Here is a 14,528-nt window from a genome sequence, read left to right as displayed (position 1 = left end):
ACCGAACTTTACCTTCAACTCCAGCCATTTTGACTACCCTTATAAGCCTATGCGTTAAAAAAGGAGGCAATAATGGCTTATCAAACAGTGAATCCTGCTACCAACAAGCTCATCAAGGAATACCCCTCCCATACCGATGCCGATATCGAAGCGGCGCTAAAGACGGCGGACGCGCTTTATCACTCCGAGTGGGCGAAAGGCAGTATCGATAAACGCCTGCCGGTGCTGCATAAACTGGCGGATCTGATCGATGCGCGAACCGAAGAGCTGGCGAAGATTGCCAGTACGGAGATGGGTAAACTCATTGAGCAGAGTCGCGGCGAGGTGAAGCTCTGTGCGCAAATTGCCCGCTACTACGCTGATAACGCGAAGCAATTTCTTGCACCGGTGAAATACCCTTCCGAGATGGGCGAAGCCTGGGTTGAGCATCACCCGATTGGCGTGGTGATGGCCGTGGAGCCGTGGAATTTCCCGTTCTACCAGCTGATGCGCGTGCTGGCGCCGAACCTGGCGGCCGGTAACCCGGTGCTTGCCAAGCATGCCAGCATCGTGCCGCACTGTGCCGAAGCCTTTGCCCACCTGGTGCGCGAAGCCGGTGCGCCGGAAGGGGCATGGACTAACCTCTTTATCTCTTCAGATCAGGTGGCGAACATCATCGCCGACGATCGTGTGCAGGGCGCAGCGCTGACGGGCTCGGAAAAGGCCGGTAGCGTGGTGGCCGCTCAGGCGGCGAAGCACATCAAAAAATCGACCCTCGAACTGGGCGGTAATGACGTGTTCGTGGTACTGGACGATGCGGATGTGGAGAAGGCGGTGAAAATCGGGGTTAACGCCCGTATCGCTAACGCCGGGCAGGTCTGTACCGCTGCTAAACGCTTTATCCTGCACGAAGGCATCGCTGAGCAGTTCCTGCAAAAATATACCGAGGCTTTCAAACAGCTGAAGGTTGGCGACCCGCTTGACGAGAGCACCACTCTGGGGCCGCTGTCGTCCAAAGACGCGCTGGAAACCCTGACCAAACAGGTGGACGAGGCGGTGAAAAATGGCGCGACGCTGCATCTGGGCGGTAAGCCCGTATCGCGCGAGGGCTGTTTCTTCGAGCCGACGATCCTGACCAATATTACCCGCGATAACCCGGCGTACTTCGAAGAGTTCTTCGGCCCGGTGGCGCAGATTTACGTGGTGAAAAACGACGACGAGGCGGTTGCCCTCGCCAACGATTCCCACTACGGCCTGGGCGGAGCGGTGTTTAGCAAAGACACCGAGCGCGCTAAAAAGATGGCTTCGCGTATCGAAACCGGGATGGTGTGGATCAACTGGCTCACCGATACTGCGGCCGAGCTGCCGTTTGGTGGCGTGAAGCGTTCCGGTTACGGGCGCGAGCTGTCGGACCTGGGGATCAAAGAGTTTGTGAACCAGAAGCTGGTGGTCATTCGCCGGTAAGGCATCAGCCAAAAAAAACCTGCCATCCGGCAGGTTTTTTTTGTTTTTAGGGCGCTTTAGAAGCTCACGCCGCCGCCGACATAAGCGCCGTCGATCAGGGTGTGGCCAGGGCGGCCATCTTTGCCGTCAACGCTCACGTGGCGATAGCCTACTTTCAGCGTGACGGGTTTGATTGGCGTCCAGCTTACGCCACCGTTGGCTTCAACGTAGTTCTTCACGCTGTTGTTCAGCCCTTCCGGTGCGGCATACCCTTCACCGAAAACGTGGATGCTGTCAGTCAGCGCCACGTTTACGCCACCGCCAATCGGGAACGCAACGCCGTTATCGCCTTTTTTCGGGCCGATGTAGATCGCTTTTGCGCCTGCGTTCAGCATGACCGGACCCAGTTCCAGGTTATAACCTGCACCTACGCCGCCGGTCTGGGTGCCGTCGTCAGTGTTTTTCAGCCAGTTGCTTTCGGCATAGAGGCCGGACGAGGATTTACCCATTTCCAGATTGAGGTTGGTGTAGTTTTTACCCTGCTCAATGCTGCCGCCCATCGCCAGTGCGGAACCCGATACCGCAGTCATCGCGGCAAGAATAAAGATATTCAGTTTTTTCATGTGGTTTTCCTCATCATCAAATTAATCTGAGGGCACCTTAGCAAGCGATGTTTATGACTGCAAATGTGATGGGGATCGAGGTTTTATGCTGGTTTTGTTAATGGATTTACCTTTTCATGTTTGTAAAAGGTTGGTTTGTTCTGGCGTCAATGGTTAATCTTTCGGCGTTTAGTCCAGGTTTAATTTTTTTTCTAAACGGACCCTGAACAGGGAAGGAATAGTCATTCGGGACGCATTAATGAAGCCGCTAATAATTTCACTAAAGTGTTTCATTTGTCATATATAACAACGTAAGTTTACATTTCTTTGGTTAAAATCAACTCACTATTTTGTCACCTCTACGTATAGATAGTGCGAATATTGGACGCAGATTTCATTCGGCCAAAATTTGCGTGTAAAACGTTTGTGAGTCTTAGGTTGTATAAGCCGGTTTATTGTCTTTTTAAATTCTGATCGCGATCGCAAATGAAACTCTCCTTATCCATTTACTCGAAAACAGGCAGTACATACACTTTTTGCAGGATGTCATTATTGGCAAGGAGCGTCCATTCTATATGGCATTGTTCAAAAAGCCGCCGATAGCGCTCGTAGACTCGAATTCTCTTATCCCTCTTATTACGCTGTAATATATATGCAAGAATTAGAAATGATGTATTTCTTGATTGAACCTCTATTTCAGCGTGCGGGTGCATTAAAAGCACATTGGGCTTCAGACGAGGAAGTTGCAGATATCATTGTAAGGATGATTCGGTAGGACAATGATATACATTAAAAGAATGCTCCTTTGGTTAGGTCGACAACTGTTTGCATTATATGCGCCACAATTATGTGTGATCGTGTTTGCATTGTCATATATACATTTTTTTCGCGAGGGCCCACTCTGGCCTATTGGTCTCTTTGCGATTTTAATAATTTATATATTTGCACGTTATGTAAAGTGGTAAAGCGTTAACCTTCAACATTTTACTAAGGAAATAATATGTCTGCCCCGCACACTTATGGCTAGAAGATGAAAACGGCTCTCCCATTGTCGGTAGCTGTTTAATGCCTCTGCGCTTAGGCTCCATTGAATTAAAGTCATTCTCTCACAGCGTAACCATTCCCGTAGATCCCCACTGGGGCAAGCTCACCAGTACACGGGTTCACAGCCCTATTATCGTCGTCAAAGAGTTCGACCAGACAACCCCGATCCTTTATCGCGCGGTATGTGAGGGGCGCACGTTGAAGAGAGCCACCTTCAGGATGTACCGTATTCTGGAGTCCGGCATTGAGGCCGAATATTTCACTATCACGCTGGATAACGTAAAGCTGATAACGGTTTCGCCGTACCTGTCGCCTAATGGTCTGAGCAGCACGCACCTGGAGACGCTGGAATTACGTTATGAGTCGATAACCTGGAAGTATACGGAAGGCAATATTATCTATCGCGATAGGTGGAACGCTCAATGTATAAGCTAATGCCCCTCTGCAAAGGGAGAAGGGCACTAGTGTGTTTACTTACGCAGCCCCGCAAATGCCGCCCGAATCTCCTCTTCCGGCAGCGCAATGCCAATAAACACCATCACGCTGTGCGGCGCTTCTTCGCCCCAGGGTCTGTCCCAGTCGGCGCTATAGAGCCGCTGCACGCCCTGGAACAGCAGACGGTTCGGCTCCCCGTCGATCCATAGCATGCCTTTATAGCGCAGCAGCTTGTCCGCGAACGACAACAGCAGGTTCTCCATCACCCGGGAGACTTCGTTGATATCTACCGGGTAATCCAGCTCCACCACAATCGACGAGACGTCATTTTGCTTGTCGCCCATAAAGTGGAAGCGCGGCTTCGAGGTGACGTTCTCTTCCAGCATAAAGCCGTTGGTGTTGAACAGTTGTGCCAGGTCAATATCGCCGTGCGTCACGGTATAAATCGGGGCGCGTGAGTTAATGCGCGTCAACCGCTCGCGCAGTTTCTCGCTGTCGCCTGCCATGTCGGTTTTGGTGAGCAGGATACGGTCCGCGTAGCCTACCTGCGACTGGGCGATGGTGAACTGGTTCATCTGCTCGTCGGCATGCACTGCATCCACCAGAGCGATCACCCCGTCGAGCAGATAGCGCTGGCAGAGGATCTCATGCGAGAAGAAGGTCTGGATAATCGGGCCGGGATCGGCCATGCCAGTGCACTCAATCACCAGGCGGTCGAAGTCGATCTCCCCGCGATCGCGGCTATCGAGTAGATCCAGCAGAGCATCTTCGAGTTCGTTAGAGCGGGTGCAGCAGATGCAGCCGTTGGTGAGGGTTTTGATCTGGGTGGCGCGATCGCCAATCAGCTGATCGTCAACGGACACTTCACCAAATTCGTTTTCGATGACGGCGATTTTGAAACCGTGCTGTTCGTTGAGGATGTGGCGCAGCAGGGTCGTTTTACCGGCGCCAAGAAAGCCGGTGAGCAGGGTAACGGCAATCGGGGTCATGGTCTCTCCTTTAGCAGCAGCGAACGCCGCCTTCTCCACTTCCGCCGTAGCGCGCTTCTTGTCGCTCGCGGAAGAATTCGGTGTAGGTCATGTACGGCTTATCCGGGTGGTTGGTCTTCATATGTTCAACGTAGTTGTCATAGTCCGGAATGCCAATCAGCATTTTCGCCGCCTGACCAAGGTATTTTTTTGCTTCGCCTAAATTACCAAACATTATGCCTTCCAGACAAAAAAGCCCGGCGAGGGAGAAAAGAGCGCGCCGGGCAGTCCCCTCTCCCTTGAGGGAGAGGGTTAGGGTGAGGGGGAAGGTTTAATGGTGTGAAGAGGTCTTCACGCCGCCTTCCGGTACCGGCACGTATGGGGTTTCTTTATCCGTACGACCGTCGGTATTACGCACTTTCATCCAGGTTTTGATGCCGTAGAAGATAATGCTATACACCACCACCAGGAACAGAATACTCAGACCTGCGTTGGTGTAGTTGTTCACCACGATATGGTTCATGTTGGCAATCTGCTGCGCGGTCAGATCCGCGCCGCCAGCGGCAATCTTCTCTTTGTACTGGTTAGCCATAAAGAAGAAGCCTTCCAGCTGTGGGTTGGCGCTGAAGAGCTTCAGGCCCAGCGCCCAGGTCGTGCAGAGCAGCAGCCAGCAGGCCGGTACTACCGTCACCCAGATGTATTTGGTGCGCTTCATCTTCACCAGTACCACGGTGCCAAGCACCAGCGCCACGGCTGCCAGCATCTGGTTAGAGATACCGAACAGCGGCCACAGGCTCTTCACGCCGCCCAGCGGATCGACCACGCCCTGATACAGCAGGTAACCCCACAGACCGACGCAGCCCGCGGTACCCAGAACGCCCGCCACCAGGGAATCGGTTTTCTTCAGGAACGGCACGAAGTTGCCGAGTAAATCCTGCAGCATAAAGCGGCCCGCACGGGTACCCGCGTCCAGCGCGGTGAGGATAAACAGCGCTTCAAACAGAATACCGAAGTGGTACCAGAAGCCCATGTCCGCCCACGGCAGCACTTTGTGGAACACGTGGGCGATACCCACAGCCAGCGTCGGTGCGCCGCCAGCACGGTTCAGTACCGATGGTTCGCCGATGTCTTTCGCGGTCTGCATGATCTGCTCAGGCGAGATCACAAAGCCCCAGGAGCTGACGGTTGCCGCCGCATGTGCGCTGGCCTCTCTCAGCTGCGCCATGATCATTGCGGTATTTTCGCCGCCCATCTCATGCAGGTTTGGCATGGTGATGCCCAGACCGGCTGGCGGGGTGTTCATCGCAAAGTAGAGACCCGGTTCGATAATGGAGGCTGCAACCAGCGCCATGATCGCCACAAAGGACTCCATCAGCATCGCGCCATAACCGATAAAGCGCGCGTCAGTTTCGTTAGCCATCAGCTTCGGCGTGGTGCCGGAAGCGATAAGTGCGTGGAAGCCAGACACGGCGCCACAGGCGATGGTGATAAACAGGAACGGGAACAGCGCCCCCTTCCAAAGCGGACCGGTACCATCGATGTACTGGGTGACCGCCGGCATTTTCAGCTCAGGGTTGATGATCACAATCCCGATCGCCAGGCCCACAATAACGCCGATTTTCAGGAAGGTGGCCAGATAGTCACGTGGGGCGAGGATCAGCCAGACCGGCAGCAGGGCGGAGATGAACGCATAGCCAATCAGCGCAAAGGTGATGGTGGTGTCTTTGAAGGTCAGCGCCGGGCCCCAGTAAGGGTCGTGGGCGATGATGCCGCCAAAATAGATTGAGGCCACCAGCAGCACGATACCAATCACCGACACCTCGCCTACGCGGCCAGGGCGCAGGAAGCGCATGTAAATGCCCATAAAGAGCGCAATCGGTACGGTAGAGCAGACGGTAAAGACGCCCCACGGACTTTCAGCCAGCGCTTTCACCACGATCAGAGCCAGCACCGCGAGGATGATGATCATAATCAGGAAGCAGCCGAACAGGGCGATAGTCCCCGGCACGCGGCCCATCTCTTCTTTGATCATCTCACCCAGCGAGGAGCCGTTACGGCGCGAGGAGATAAACAGCACCATAAAGTCCTGCACCGCGCCTGCCAGCACTACGCCTGCGAGCAGCCACAGGGTACCCGGCAAGTAGCCCATCTGCGCGGCCAGTACCGGGCCGACCAGCGGACCCGCGCCGGCGATCGCGGCAAAGTGGTGGCCAAACAGCACGTAGCGGTTAGTTGGCACGTAGTTCAGGCCGTCATTATTAATGACCGCCGGGGTAGCGCGCGTAGGGTCGAGCTTCATGACCTTCTGCGCGATGTATAAGCTGTAGTAGCGGTAGGCCACTAAATAGACAGAGACGGACGCGACCACGATCCACAGGGCGCTAACGTGCTCGCCCCGGCGTAGTGCAACCACTGCCAGACAGAAAGCGCCGAGGATCCCGAGGAGCGCCCAGGGCACGTGCTTAAGTAGTTTTTTGGTATCCATAATAAGACCTGGTTTTTTAGCTGAAAAAAGGGTCAGGGTATGTTGTAGATGTAGTGAGTAATGCTACGGCGATCGTGCCAGATCCCCGCGCGCGTAAAGGACGGTAAATGCGTGAGTGGTTAAATGGGGCGATGAACGGTCAAAAAAGAGGGCGAGCGGTTGAGGCTCGCCGTGTGGGAAGGAGAGAGTGTGATAAGGATCACGCAGCCTGCGGGTCAGGTTTCGGGCGTCAGATAGCTCTCCAGCGTTTTGACCATCTTTTGCTTAAGCCACGCGGGCTCCAGTACCTGAATATTGGGCAGCCAGTAGAAAATCAGCGGCAGGATCTGATTCTCGTGTGCCGCCATGCAGCGAATAGTGGTGCCCTGGGCGTGATCTTCCAGAATCTCTTGCTGCGGCAGCAAATTGCGGCGGCGAAAGTAGTGCGAGATAGTATTGTTAATAAATATTTTCACTTCGAAAGTATCTTCCGAAACCCACGGGCTAAGGTTCTTTTCCAGCAGCGCTATCGCGTGTTCTTCAGGGCTAAAAGTGGCATTCTGAATATCGAGCCATTTAATCTGGCTTAAAGAAAACGATTTCAAACGGCCATTTTCAGTCGCCTGCAAATACCAGATGTTCTTTTTGTTAATCAGTTTATAGGGGTGAACAGTACGATTTTTGTCTTTATAAACGATCTTGCAAACATTACGATTTTTAATCGATTTCTCAATCGACGGTAAATATCGACGGATATCGTTTTCGACCGAATGTTCGGCATCATTGTTAAGGATTTGAATATAACTCTCGTCGACGCGTGACTCCAGTTTTTGCCAGAACTCCGTGCCTCTGTCCGGGAAAAAGCTATCGGCATTCAGGAAGTTAGCAATGGTGTGGTGCAACCCCTGTCCGGCTGAGTTTTGTACTGCGTGGATTAAGCGGTATTGTCCGCCTCCGGTATGTTCAACAATAGGGGAGAGCGCATTGAGGTCCCGATAGACTGTCCGCTCGGTAATATTAAATTTGTGCATCAGGGCATGTCGGCTAACCACACCGTGTAAATGCAGCTCCATCAGAATATCGACCAGCCTCTCCGCTGATCGACTCCTGCTCGGAATTGTCATAATAAAGTTCCCGTAAACTAAAGCATTGCTGTGAATTATGCCCACGCTGCTGACAAAATATGTCAGCCGTGTCAATGACATGAAAATTTCTCTTATGGATATATATAACGGCGTGATTTGCGATAAACATTAATGCTTTTTGTGCAGGAGAGGAAAAGAGAGGAAATTTTGCGCTGGTCATCAAAGAATGCCAGCGCAGAGAGGGTTAAAGCGCGGCTTCCAGTGCCATCATGACCGGGTGGAAACGGCGTTTAAAGTAGATGAGCCCGTGGCCCTCTTCAGCCAGGACAATATTTTTGATCGCCACCAGATAGACCAGATGGGTACCGATGGTCTGTACCTGGCTGATTTCGCCTTCAAGGCTTGCCAGCGCCCCTTTTAGTAGCGGCTGACCCAGCAGCCCTTTCTGCCAGCAGGAGAGGCTGAACCGCTCTTCCATCGCCATGCCAGTCATCCCGGCGAAGTGGCGGGCCATCAGCTCCTGTTCATGGTTTAGCACGTTAATGCACAGTTTGCCGTTACCCTGAAAGACCGGGTTCATGGCGCTGTTGACATTGAGGCACACCATCACGGACGGTGGCGTATCGGTAACCGAGCAGACCGCCGTCGCGGTGATGCCACAGCGTCCCGCCTCACCCTCAGTGGTGACAATGTTGACCGCCGCCGACAGGCTGGCCATGGCATCGCGAAAACGCAGGCGTTGTTCATCTAATTGCATTGAAACCTCCCGCTGCGTTATTTCAGCAGCTTGTCCAGCATGTTGATATCGGTGTTGTTGTACAGGTGCGGCACGGTCCAGCCGTGCTGGTCGTACTCGGACATGCAGCGGTCGACCATCGCCATCATTTTGTCCATGTTGCCGGAGCTTTGCGCCTGGCGCAGGCACTGCAGGCGGATCTCATCCTGGCTGCCGGAGTAGTTGATCTCATACAGCTCGTGGCGGCCACCGAACTCGCTGCCGATGGCATCCCACATCAGTTTCAGGATCTTGATGCGCTCGACGTGATCCATGCCGTTGGAGCCGCGCACGTACTTCGCCAGATACTGGTCGATCTGCGGGTTGTTCAGATCCCGGGCGCTGGACGGCAGGTAGATCAGGCCGCTGGTGACGTTGCGCTCAATAATATTTTTGATTTTGGCGTAGGCCATTGGGGCCATCACGCGGTAGGTCTGCAGCGCCGCGTGGTCCGGCAGGTACGCACCGTTGACCCACGGGGTCGCCTCCGAGCACATGGAGTCGCTCAATGCCCAGAACATGTTGCGCCAGGCCACCACTTCGCCAAGATCGGCCTGCACGCCGCGAAACTCCAGGGTACCGGTACACTCCAGCGATTTTTTCAGCAGGGCGGTGATGAAATCGAGCTTCACCGCCAGACGTACGCAGGCCTGCAGCGGGTACATGCGGGCAAATCCTCCCTCCATGGTCCAGCGGCGGCAGCGATCGAAATCGCGGTAGATCAGCACGTTCTCCCACGGGATCAGCACATGATCCATCACCAGGATCGCATCGTTCTCGTCGAAGCGGCTGGAGAGTGGATAGTCATAGGGTGAGCCGGTGGCACCGGCCACCATCTCGTAGGAGGCGCGGGAGATCAGCTTCACACCCTCGGCATCCATCGGCGCGACGAACATCAGCGCGAAGTCCGGGTTTTCGCCCATCACCTGCGCGGAGCCAAAGCCGATCATGTTGTAGTGGGTCAGCGCCGAGTTGGTTGCCACCACTTTCGCGCCGCTAACGATGATCCCCGCGTCGGTCTCTTTCTCCAGCTTGATGTAGACATCTTTGACCTCGTCCGCCGGTTTGTGGCGGTCGATCGGCGGGTTGACGATGGCGTGGTTAAAGTACAGGCCGGTCTCCTGAATGCGGGTGTACCAGTTACGGGCGTTCTGCTCGAACTGGCCGTAGAACGCCGGGTTGGCTCCCAGGGCGCAGCCGAAAGCCGCTTTGTAGTCAGGCGTGCGGCCCATCCAGCCGTAGCTCAGGCGAGACCACTCGGCGATGGCATCACGCTGCTGGCGCAGGTCATCGGCGCTTTTCGCCACCCGGAAAAATTTGTGGGTGTAACCGCCGCTGCCGGTGTCGGTGCCCCAGCAGAGGGTATCCTGCATCTCAGGCTTGTGCAGCGCGTCGTACATCTGCGCGATAGACGCCGCCGCGTTACGAAATGCCGGATGGGTGGTGACGTCTTTAACGCGTTCGCCGTAGATATAAATCTCGCGGCCATCCTGCAGGCTTTTTAAATACTCTTCGCCGGTGAGCGGGCGTTTGGCATCGGCGCGGAAATCTTCAGGCTTCATAGGGACCTCGTATCGGAAGATGATTGTTAAATTTATGTTTTGTTTTTGTTGTTTAATTGAAGCTTGAGAGGAAGGGAACGTGAAGGGACGATTGGGACAACGGCGGGTACTTTTCGGGTGAGATCGGGTTTTGTGATCGCTGTCCCCTCACCCTAACCCTCTCCCCAAAGGGGAGAGGGAACAATTACACCCTCTCCCCTTTGGGGAGAGGGCCGGGGTGAGGGGTAACCGGTACTTTCTGCGCCCGATACGCGCTCGGCGAACACCCCACTAACCGGTTAAAAAAGCGGGCAAAATAGGCCGGGTCTTTAAAGCCGAGCTGCCAGGCCACCTCGTTCACCGCGCTGTCGGAAAAAAGCAGCAGCCGTCTGGCCTCGCGTAGCTGACGGTCAAAGATCAGCCGTTTTGGCGGGCGGTTGGCGAAGCGGCGGCAGATATCCGTCAGGCGCGATTCGGTGAGATGCAGCTCGCTGGCGTATTCCGGCACCGTCCAGTGCTGGTGGTAATGCGCGTCAATCAGCTGGGTAAAGCGCTGGAACAGCTTTAGCTCGCCCCGCATGCCGCTTGAAGCATGGTCGTCGAGCTTCGCGTTGCGCAGCAGCAACGTAAAGACCGCCTGGGCTAAAAGTACCAGCGTATGCTCGCGGCCGGGCAGCTGCGCGGTGGATTCGCGCTTTATCAGCTGCCAGTAGTGTTTTAGCGCCAAAAGCTCGTCCGGTTTATCGGCCAGCGAGAGGCAGATCCCCGGCAGGCCGAACGCCTCCCGGGTGCCGGGATAGAGCACCTCCAGCAGCGGCCAGATCAGATCCTCGCGTACCGTCAGCACGTGGCCGTCGCTGTCCGATTCGGTGATGAACGCGTGTGGCACCGACGGCGGCGTGAGGACAAACAGCGGGGCCTGCACCGAGTAGCGGTGATCGTCAAGTTGCAGCTCAATCTGTCCGGTATCGAGAAAGTGCATCTGAAAATACTGGTCGTGCCGGTGCGCCTGCATGTCGCGGCCAAAGAAGGCCGCCATGCGAGAAAACGACTGATAGTGCACATCGTCGGTGCCCAGGCTTTCGTCATACTCTTTGCTGATATCAATGTTGGCGATAGGGCTCTGGCACATGGTCGTTCCTCTGTTGATCCTGCTGCGTCATCGGAATACGGGTCAGCACGAGCGCGCCAACCACCAGCAGCCCGGCGACAAACCACAAACCTGAGCTAAAGCTGCCGGTCGCGTCGCGCAGAATGCCGATCAGCAGCGGACTGACTGCCGATCCGACGTTGCCGATGGCGTTGATCACCGCCAGCGCCACCGCGCGGGACTGCAGGCTAATGACCCGATCCGGGGTGGTCCAGAAGATCGCCATAGCGGTAAAGGATCCGGTTGAGGCCATAATGATGCCAAGCAGCTGGATCACGCCGTGATCCGTTGCGGAGGCCAGCATCCAGCCCGCCGCGGCGAACAGGTACGGCAGGATGGTGTGCTTTTTTCGCTCTTTCAGCCTGTCGGAGCGGCGGCTCCACCAGATCATCCCGAGGATGGTACAGAACTGCGGGATCGCCGCCAGCAGACCGATCACGATATTGCTGCTGCCGGTGTTGAAGCTCTGGAGGATCTGCGGTGTCCAGATGTTGATGGCGCTCAGGGTGTTGGTCAGACAGAAGTAGGCCAGCGTGTAGAGCAGCACCGCCGGGGTTAACACCTCGCGCAGCGTCGAGCGCGGCGTGGAGGGGCGCACGATAGCCAGCTCCTGTTCGCGGGCGATCATTGTTTTCAGCGCCCGCTTTTCGTCCTCGTCCAGCCAGCTCGCCTGGTCCGGCGTGTCGTTAAGATAAAACCAGGTCACCACCCCGAGCACCACGGAGGGCAGCCCCTCCAGCAGGAACAGCCACTGCCAGCCCTTCAGGTTCCACAAGCCGTCCATCGCCAGAATATAGCCGGAGAGGATCGAGCCGAGCATCATGGTGACCGGCATAGCGATCATAAACAGCGCGTTGGCGCGGGCGCGATGGTATGCCGGGAACCACCAGGTGAGATAGACCAGGATCCCCGGCAGGAAGCCGGCTTCGGCAATCCCCACCAGCATGCGCAGAACGTAGAGCGTTTCCGGGCTGGTGGCGAACATCGTACAGGTGGAGGCGATACCCCACACCACCATGATGCTGGCGATCCAGCGGCGCGCACCCACCTTCGCCAGCATGATGTTGCTCGGGATCCCGCACAGGACATAGGTGACGTAAAACAGCGTAGCAGCCAGGCCAAACATGGTAGAGGTCAGGCCCAGATCCTTGCCCATTGTCAGCCCGGCAAAGCCGATGTTGATGCGGTCAAGGAAGGAAAAGACAAACAGAATAAAGAGAAACACGATCAAACGACGGAACAGCTTGTTAATGGCACGATGTTCAACAGCTTTTTCATCTTGCAGGGTAGAGGTCGTCATGCTGCGCTCCTGATCTTACCTTTAGTAGACGGATTTATTGTTATTTACTGACGTAACCGGTTTATCGATAAAGCGTGCGGCCAGCGCCTCGGCGCTGCGGGCGAGTAGGGTGGTGTCGACCCCGACCGCGACGAACAGCGCCCCGAGTTCCAGATAGCGTTTCGCCAGCGCCTCGTTCGCCATCAGAATGCCGGGGGCTTTCCCCGCCTCGCGGATCTGCACGATGGCCCGTTCGATGGCGGCCTGCACCTCGGGATGTTGCGGGTTACCGGCAAATCCCATATCGGCACTGAGATCCGCCGGGCCAATAAACACGCCGTCGACGCCTTCCACGTCGAGGATCTGCGGCAGGTTTTTCAGCGCCTCGCGAGTTTCAATTTGCACCAGTACGCACATGGCGTCGTTGGCCTGTTGCAGGTAATCCGGGATGCGGTTCCAGCGTGATGCCCGCGCCAGCGCGCTGCCGACCCCACGGATACCCGCAGGCGGATAGCGGGTAGCGCTCACTGCCAGACGGGCTTCGTCGGCGTTCTGCACCATCGGCACCAGCAGCGTTTGCGCGCCCACGTCCAGCAGCTGTTTGATCTGCACCGGATCGTTCCATGACGGGCGCACCACCGGCTGGCTGGCATAGGGGGCGATGGCCTGCAGCTGGGTTAAGACTGTCTGCACGCTGTTCGGGGCGTGCTCTCCGTCGATCAGCAGCCAGTCGAAGCCTGCGCCCGCCAGCAGTTCCGCGCTGTAGCTGCTGGTCAGTCCCAGCCACAAACCGATTTGCGGTGTTCCGGCTTTCAGTGCCGTTTTGAATGCGTTTTGCATGGTCGTCTCCTAGACAAAGCGGCAGCTGATGGACCCCATGTTGCCGTAGTCCACGTGGAAGGTGTCGCCCCGGCTGGCGGCAACCGGGCGGGTAAAGGAGCCGCCGAGGATGATCTGGCCGGGTTCAAGCTGAACGTCATACGGCGCGAGCTTGTTCGCCAGCCACGCCACGCCGTTCGCCGGGTGGTTAAGCACGCCCGCGGCGACGCCGGTTTCTTCGATGACGCCGTTGCGATAGAGCAGGGCGGAGATCCAGCGCAGATCCAGTTCGTCGGGCTTAATTGGGCGGCCGCCGAGGATCACCCCCGCGTTGGCGGCGTTATCGGAGATGGTGTCGAACACCTTGCGCGGGCGCTGGGTTTCAGGATCAACGTTGTGACAGCGAGCGTCGATCAGTTCCAGGGCGGGGATCACATAGTCCGTGGCGTTGTAGACGTCGAAGATCGTGCAGTTTGGGCCGCGCAGGGGTTTTGCCAGCACGAAGGCCAGCTCCACTTCGATGCGCGGGACGATAAAGCGATCGACGGGGATGTCGCTGCCATCGTGGAAGAACATATCGTCCAGCAGCGCGCCATAGTCCGGCTCGCTAATCTGCGAACTGGCCTGCATCGCTTTGGAGGTCAGGCCGATCTTATGGCCCTTCAGCACGCGGCCCTCGGCAATTTTCAGGCTCACCCATTCGCGCTGAACAGCGTAGGCGTCTTCTATGGTGATCTCCGGATACTCCAGCGAGATCGCGCGGATCTGCTCCCGGGACTGTTCCGCCTGATGCAGGCGGTGGGCGATCAGGGTGTGGGTATGTTTGTCGAGCATGGCGATATCCTGTTGTATTGTTTTCTCCCTCTCCCTGTGGGAAAGGGCCGGGGTGAGGGCGTCAGGCCGCAGAGATTTCCCTCACCCTAACCCTCTCCCAAAGGGAGAGG

12 protein-coding genes and 2 pseudogenes are annotated in these 14,528 nt (G+C 56.2%); 3 read left to right on the top strand and 11 right to left on the bottom strand.

What is annotated here, in order from left to right:
- Positions 1–72 precede the first annotated feature (72 nt).
- On the top strand, positions 73–1,443 hold the full coding sequence (locus WFN75_RS13645) for an NAD-dependent succinate-semialdehyde dehydrogenase (RefSeq protein WP_040077323.1): 1,371 nt from the start codon (positions 73–75) through the stop codon (positions 1,441–1,443).
- A gap of 56 nt (positions 1,444–1,499) precedes the next feature.
- Here the strand turns inward: WFN75_RS13645 and WFN75_RS13640 are convergent, their stop codons facing one another.
- Positions 1,500–2,045 carry a YfaZ family outer membrane protein gene (locus WFN75_RS13640; RefSeq protein ID WP_233801866.1) on the bottom strand — a complete coding sequence of 182 codons (546 nt, stop codon included), beginning with the start codon at positions 2,043–2,045 and terminating at the stop codon, positions 1,500–1,502.
- Between the two features lie 550 nt (positions 2,046–2,595).
- Between WFN75_RS13640 and WFN75_RS13635 the strand changes: the two are divergent.
- Together WFN75_RS13635 and WFN75_RS13630 are read left to right on the top strand one after the other, a co-directional pair.
- Positions 2,596–2,799: pseudogene (locus WFN75_RS13635) on the top strand (hypothetical protein); the annotation flags it as partial.
- Positions 2,800–3,032: 233 nt separating this feature from the next.
- Positions 3,033–3,503: pseudogene (locus tag WFN75_RS13630) on the top strand (Hcp family type VI secretion system effector); the annotation flags it as partial.
- 35 nt (positions 3,504–3,538) lie between these two features.
- Here WFN75_RS13630 and yjiA read toward each other — a convergent pair.
- From yjiA to hpaH, 10 genes are all read right to left on the bottom strand, one after another.
- Positions 3,539–4,492, bottom strand: a complete 954-nt coding sequence (yjiA, locus tag WFN75_RS13625; RefSeq protein ID WP_336996327.1) for a GTPase — start codon at positions 4,490–4,492, stop codon at positions 3,539–3,541.
- A 10-nt stretch (positions 4,493–4,502) separates the two neighbouring features.
- The gene (locus WFN75_RS13620) at positions 4,503–4,706 is read right to left on the bottom strand and encodes a YbdD/YjiX family protein (protein ID WP_003856610.1); all 204 of its coding nucleotides are present in this window, start codon (positions 4,704–4,706) and stop codon (positions 4,503–4,505) included.
- Positions 4,707–4,802: 96 nt separating this feature from the next.
- Complete coding sequence (locus WFN75_RS13615; protein WP_046886494.1) at positions 4,803–6,956, bottom strand: carbon starvation CstA family protein; 2,154 nt, start codon at positions 6,954–6,956, stop codon at positions 4,803–4,805.
- A gap of 215 nt (positions 6,957–7,171) precedes the next feature.
- Positions 7,172–8,059 (bottom strand): helix-turn-helix transcriptional regulator, encoded by an 888-nt coding sequence (locus tag WFN75_RS13610; RefSeq protein ID WP_040077317.1) that lies wholly within the window; start codon positions 8,057–8,059, stop codon positions 7,172–7,174.
- A 205-nt stretch (positions 8,060–8,264) separates the two neighbouring features.
- On the bottom strand, positions 8,265–8,777 hold the full coding sequence (locus WFN75_RS13605; RefSeq protein ID WP_212478256.1) for a 4-hydroxyphenylacetate 3-monooxygenase reductase subunit: 513 nt from the start codon (positions 8,775–8,777) through the stop codon (positions 8,265–8,267).
- Between the two features lie 17 nt (positions 8,778–8,794).
- Positions 8,795–10,357 (bottom strand): 4-hydroxyphenylacetate 3-monooxygenase, oxygenase component, encoded by a 1,563-nt coding sequence (gene hpaB / locus WFN75_RS13600; protein ID WP_336996326.1) that lies wholly within the window; start codon positions 10,355–10,357, stop codon positions 8,795–8,797.
- Positions 10,358–10,541: 184 nt separating this feature from the next.
- Positions 10,542–11,468, bottom strand: a complete 927-nt coding sequence (hpaA, locus tag WFN75_RS13595; protein ID WP_336996325.1) for a 4-hydroxyphenylacetate catabolism regulatory protein HpaA — start codon at positions 11,466–11,468, stop codon at positions 10,542–10,544.
- A complete protein-coding gene (gene hpaX / locus WFN75_RS13590; RefSeq protein WP_336996324.1) occupies positions 11,440–12,786 on the bottom strand; it encodes a 4-hydroxyphenylacetate permease in 1,347 nt (448 codons plus the stop codon). Before hpaX ends, hpaA begins: the two co-directional genes overlap by 29 nt.
- 21 nt (positions 12,787–12,807) lie before the next feature.
- Positions 12,808–13,605 carry a 4-hydroxy-2-oxoheptanedioate aldolase gene (gene hpaI, locus WFN75_RS13585; protein WP_336996323.1) on the bottom strand — a complete coding sequence of 266 codons (798 nt, stop codon included), beginning with the start codon at positions 13,603–13,605 and terminating at the stop codon, positions 12,808–12,810.
- A gap of 9 nt (positions 13,606–13,614) precedes the next feature.
- On the bottom strand, positions 13,615–14,418 hold the full coding sequence (hpaH, locus tag WFN75_RS13580; RefSeq protein WP_015572593.1) for a 2-oxo-hept-4-ene-1,7-dioate hydratase: 804 nt from the start codon (positions 14,416–14,418) through the stop codon (positions 13,615–13,617).
- Positions 14,419–14,528 lie beyond the last annotated feature (110 nt).

It is taken from the genome of Leclercia sp. UBA7405, assembly GCF_037152215.1.
GTDB lineage: Bacteria > Pseudomonadota > Gammaproteobacteria > Enterobacterales > Enterobacteriaceae > Enterobacter > Enterobacter pneumoniae.
This window is presented reverse-complemented; position numbering and strand designations above follow the sequence as displayed.

Excerpts from the sequence above, each read along its gene's own strand:
- WFN75_RS13645 (WP_040077323.1), top strand. The coding sequence starts at position 73 with ATGGCTTATCAAACAGTGAATCCTGCTACCAACAAGCTCATCAAGGAA.
- WFN75_RS13640 (WP_233801866.1), bottom strand. The coding sequence starts at position 2,045 with ATGAAAAAACTGAATATCTTTATTCTTGCCGCGATGACTGCGGTATCG.
- yjiA (WP_336996327.1), bottom strand. The coding sequence starts at position 4,492 with ATGACCCCGATTGCCGTTACCCTGCTCACCGGCTTTCTTGGCGCCGGT.
- WFN75_RS13620 (WP_003856610.1), bottom strand. The coding sequence starts at position 4,706 with ATGTTTGGTAATTTAGGCGAAGCAAAAAAATACCTTGGTCAGGCGGCG.
- WFN75_RS13615 (WP_046886494.1), bottom strand. The coding sequence starts at position 6,956 with ATGGATACCAAAAAACTACTTAAGCACGTGCCCTGGGCGCTCCTCGGG.
- WFN75_RS13610 (WP_040077317.1), bottom strand. The coding sequence starts at position 8,059 with ATGACAATTCCGAGCAGGAGTCGATCAGCGGAGAGGCTGGTCGATATT.
- WFN75_RS13605 (WP_212478256.1), bottom strand. The coding sequence starts at position 8,777 with ATGCAATTAGATGAACAACGCCTGCGTTTTCGCGATGCCATGGCCAGC.
- hpaB (WP_336996326.1), bottom strand. The coding sequence starts at position 10,357 with ATGAAGCCTGAAGATTTCCGCGCCGATGCCAAACGCCCGCTCACCGGC.
- hpaA (WP_336996325.1), bottom strand. The coding sequence starts at position 11,468 with ATGTGCCAGAGCCCTATCGCCAACATTGATATCAGCAAAGAGTATGAC.
- hpaX (WP_336996324.1), bottom strand. The coding sequence starts at position 12,786 with ATGACGACCTCTACCCTGCAAGATGAAAAAGCTGTTGAACATCGTGCC.
- hpaI (WP_336996323.1), bottom strand. The coding sequence starts at position 13,605 with ATGCAAAACGCATTCAAAACGGCACTGAAAGCCGGAACACCGCAAATC.
- hpaH (WP_015572593.1), bottom strand. The coding sequence starts at position 14,418 with ATGCTCGACAAACATACCCACACCCTGATCGCCCACCGCCTGCATCAG.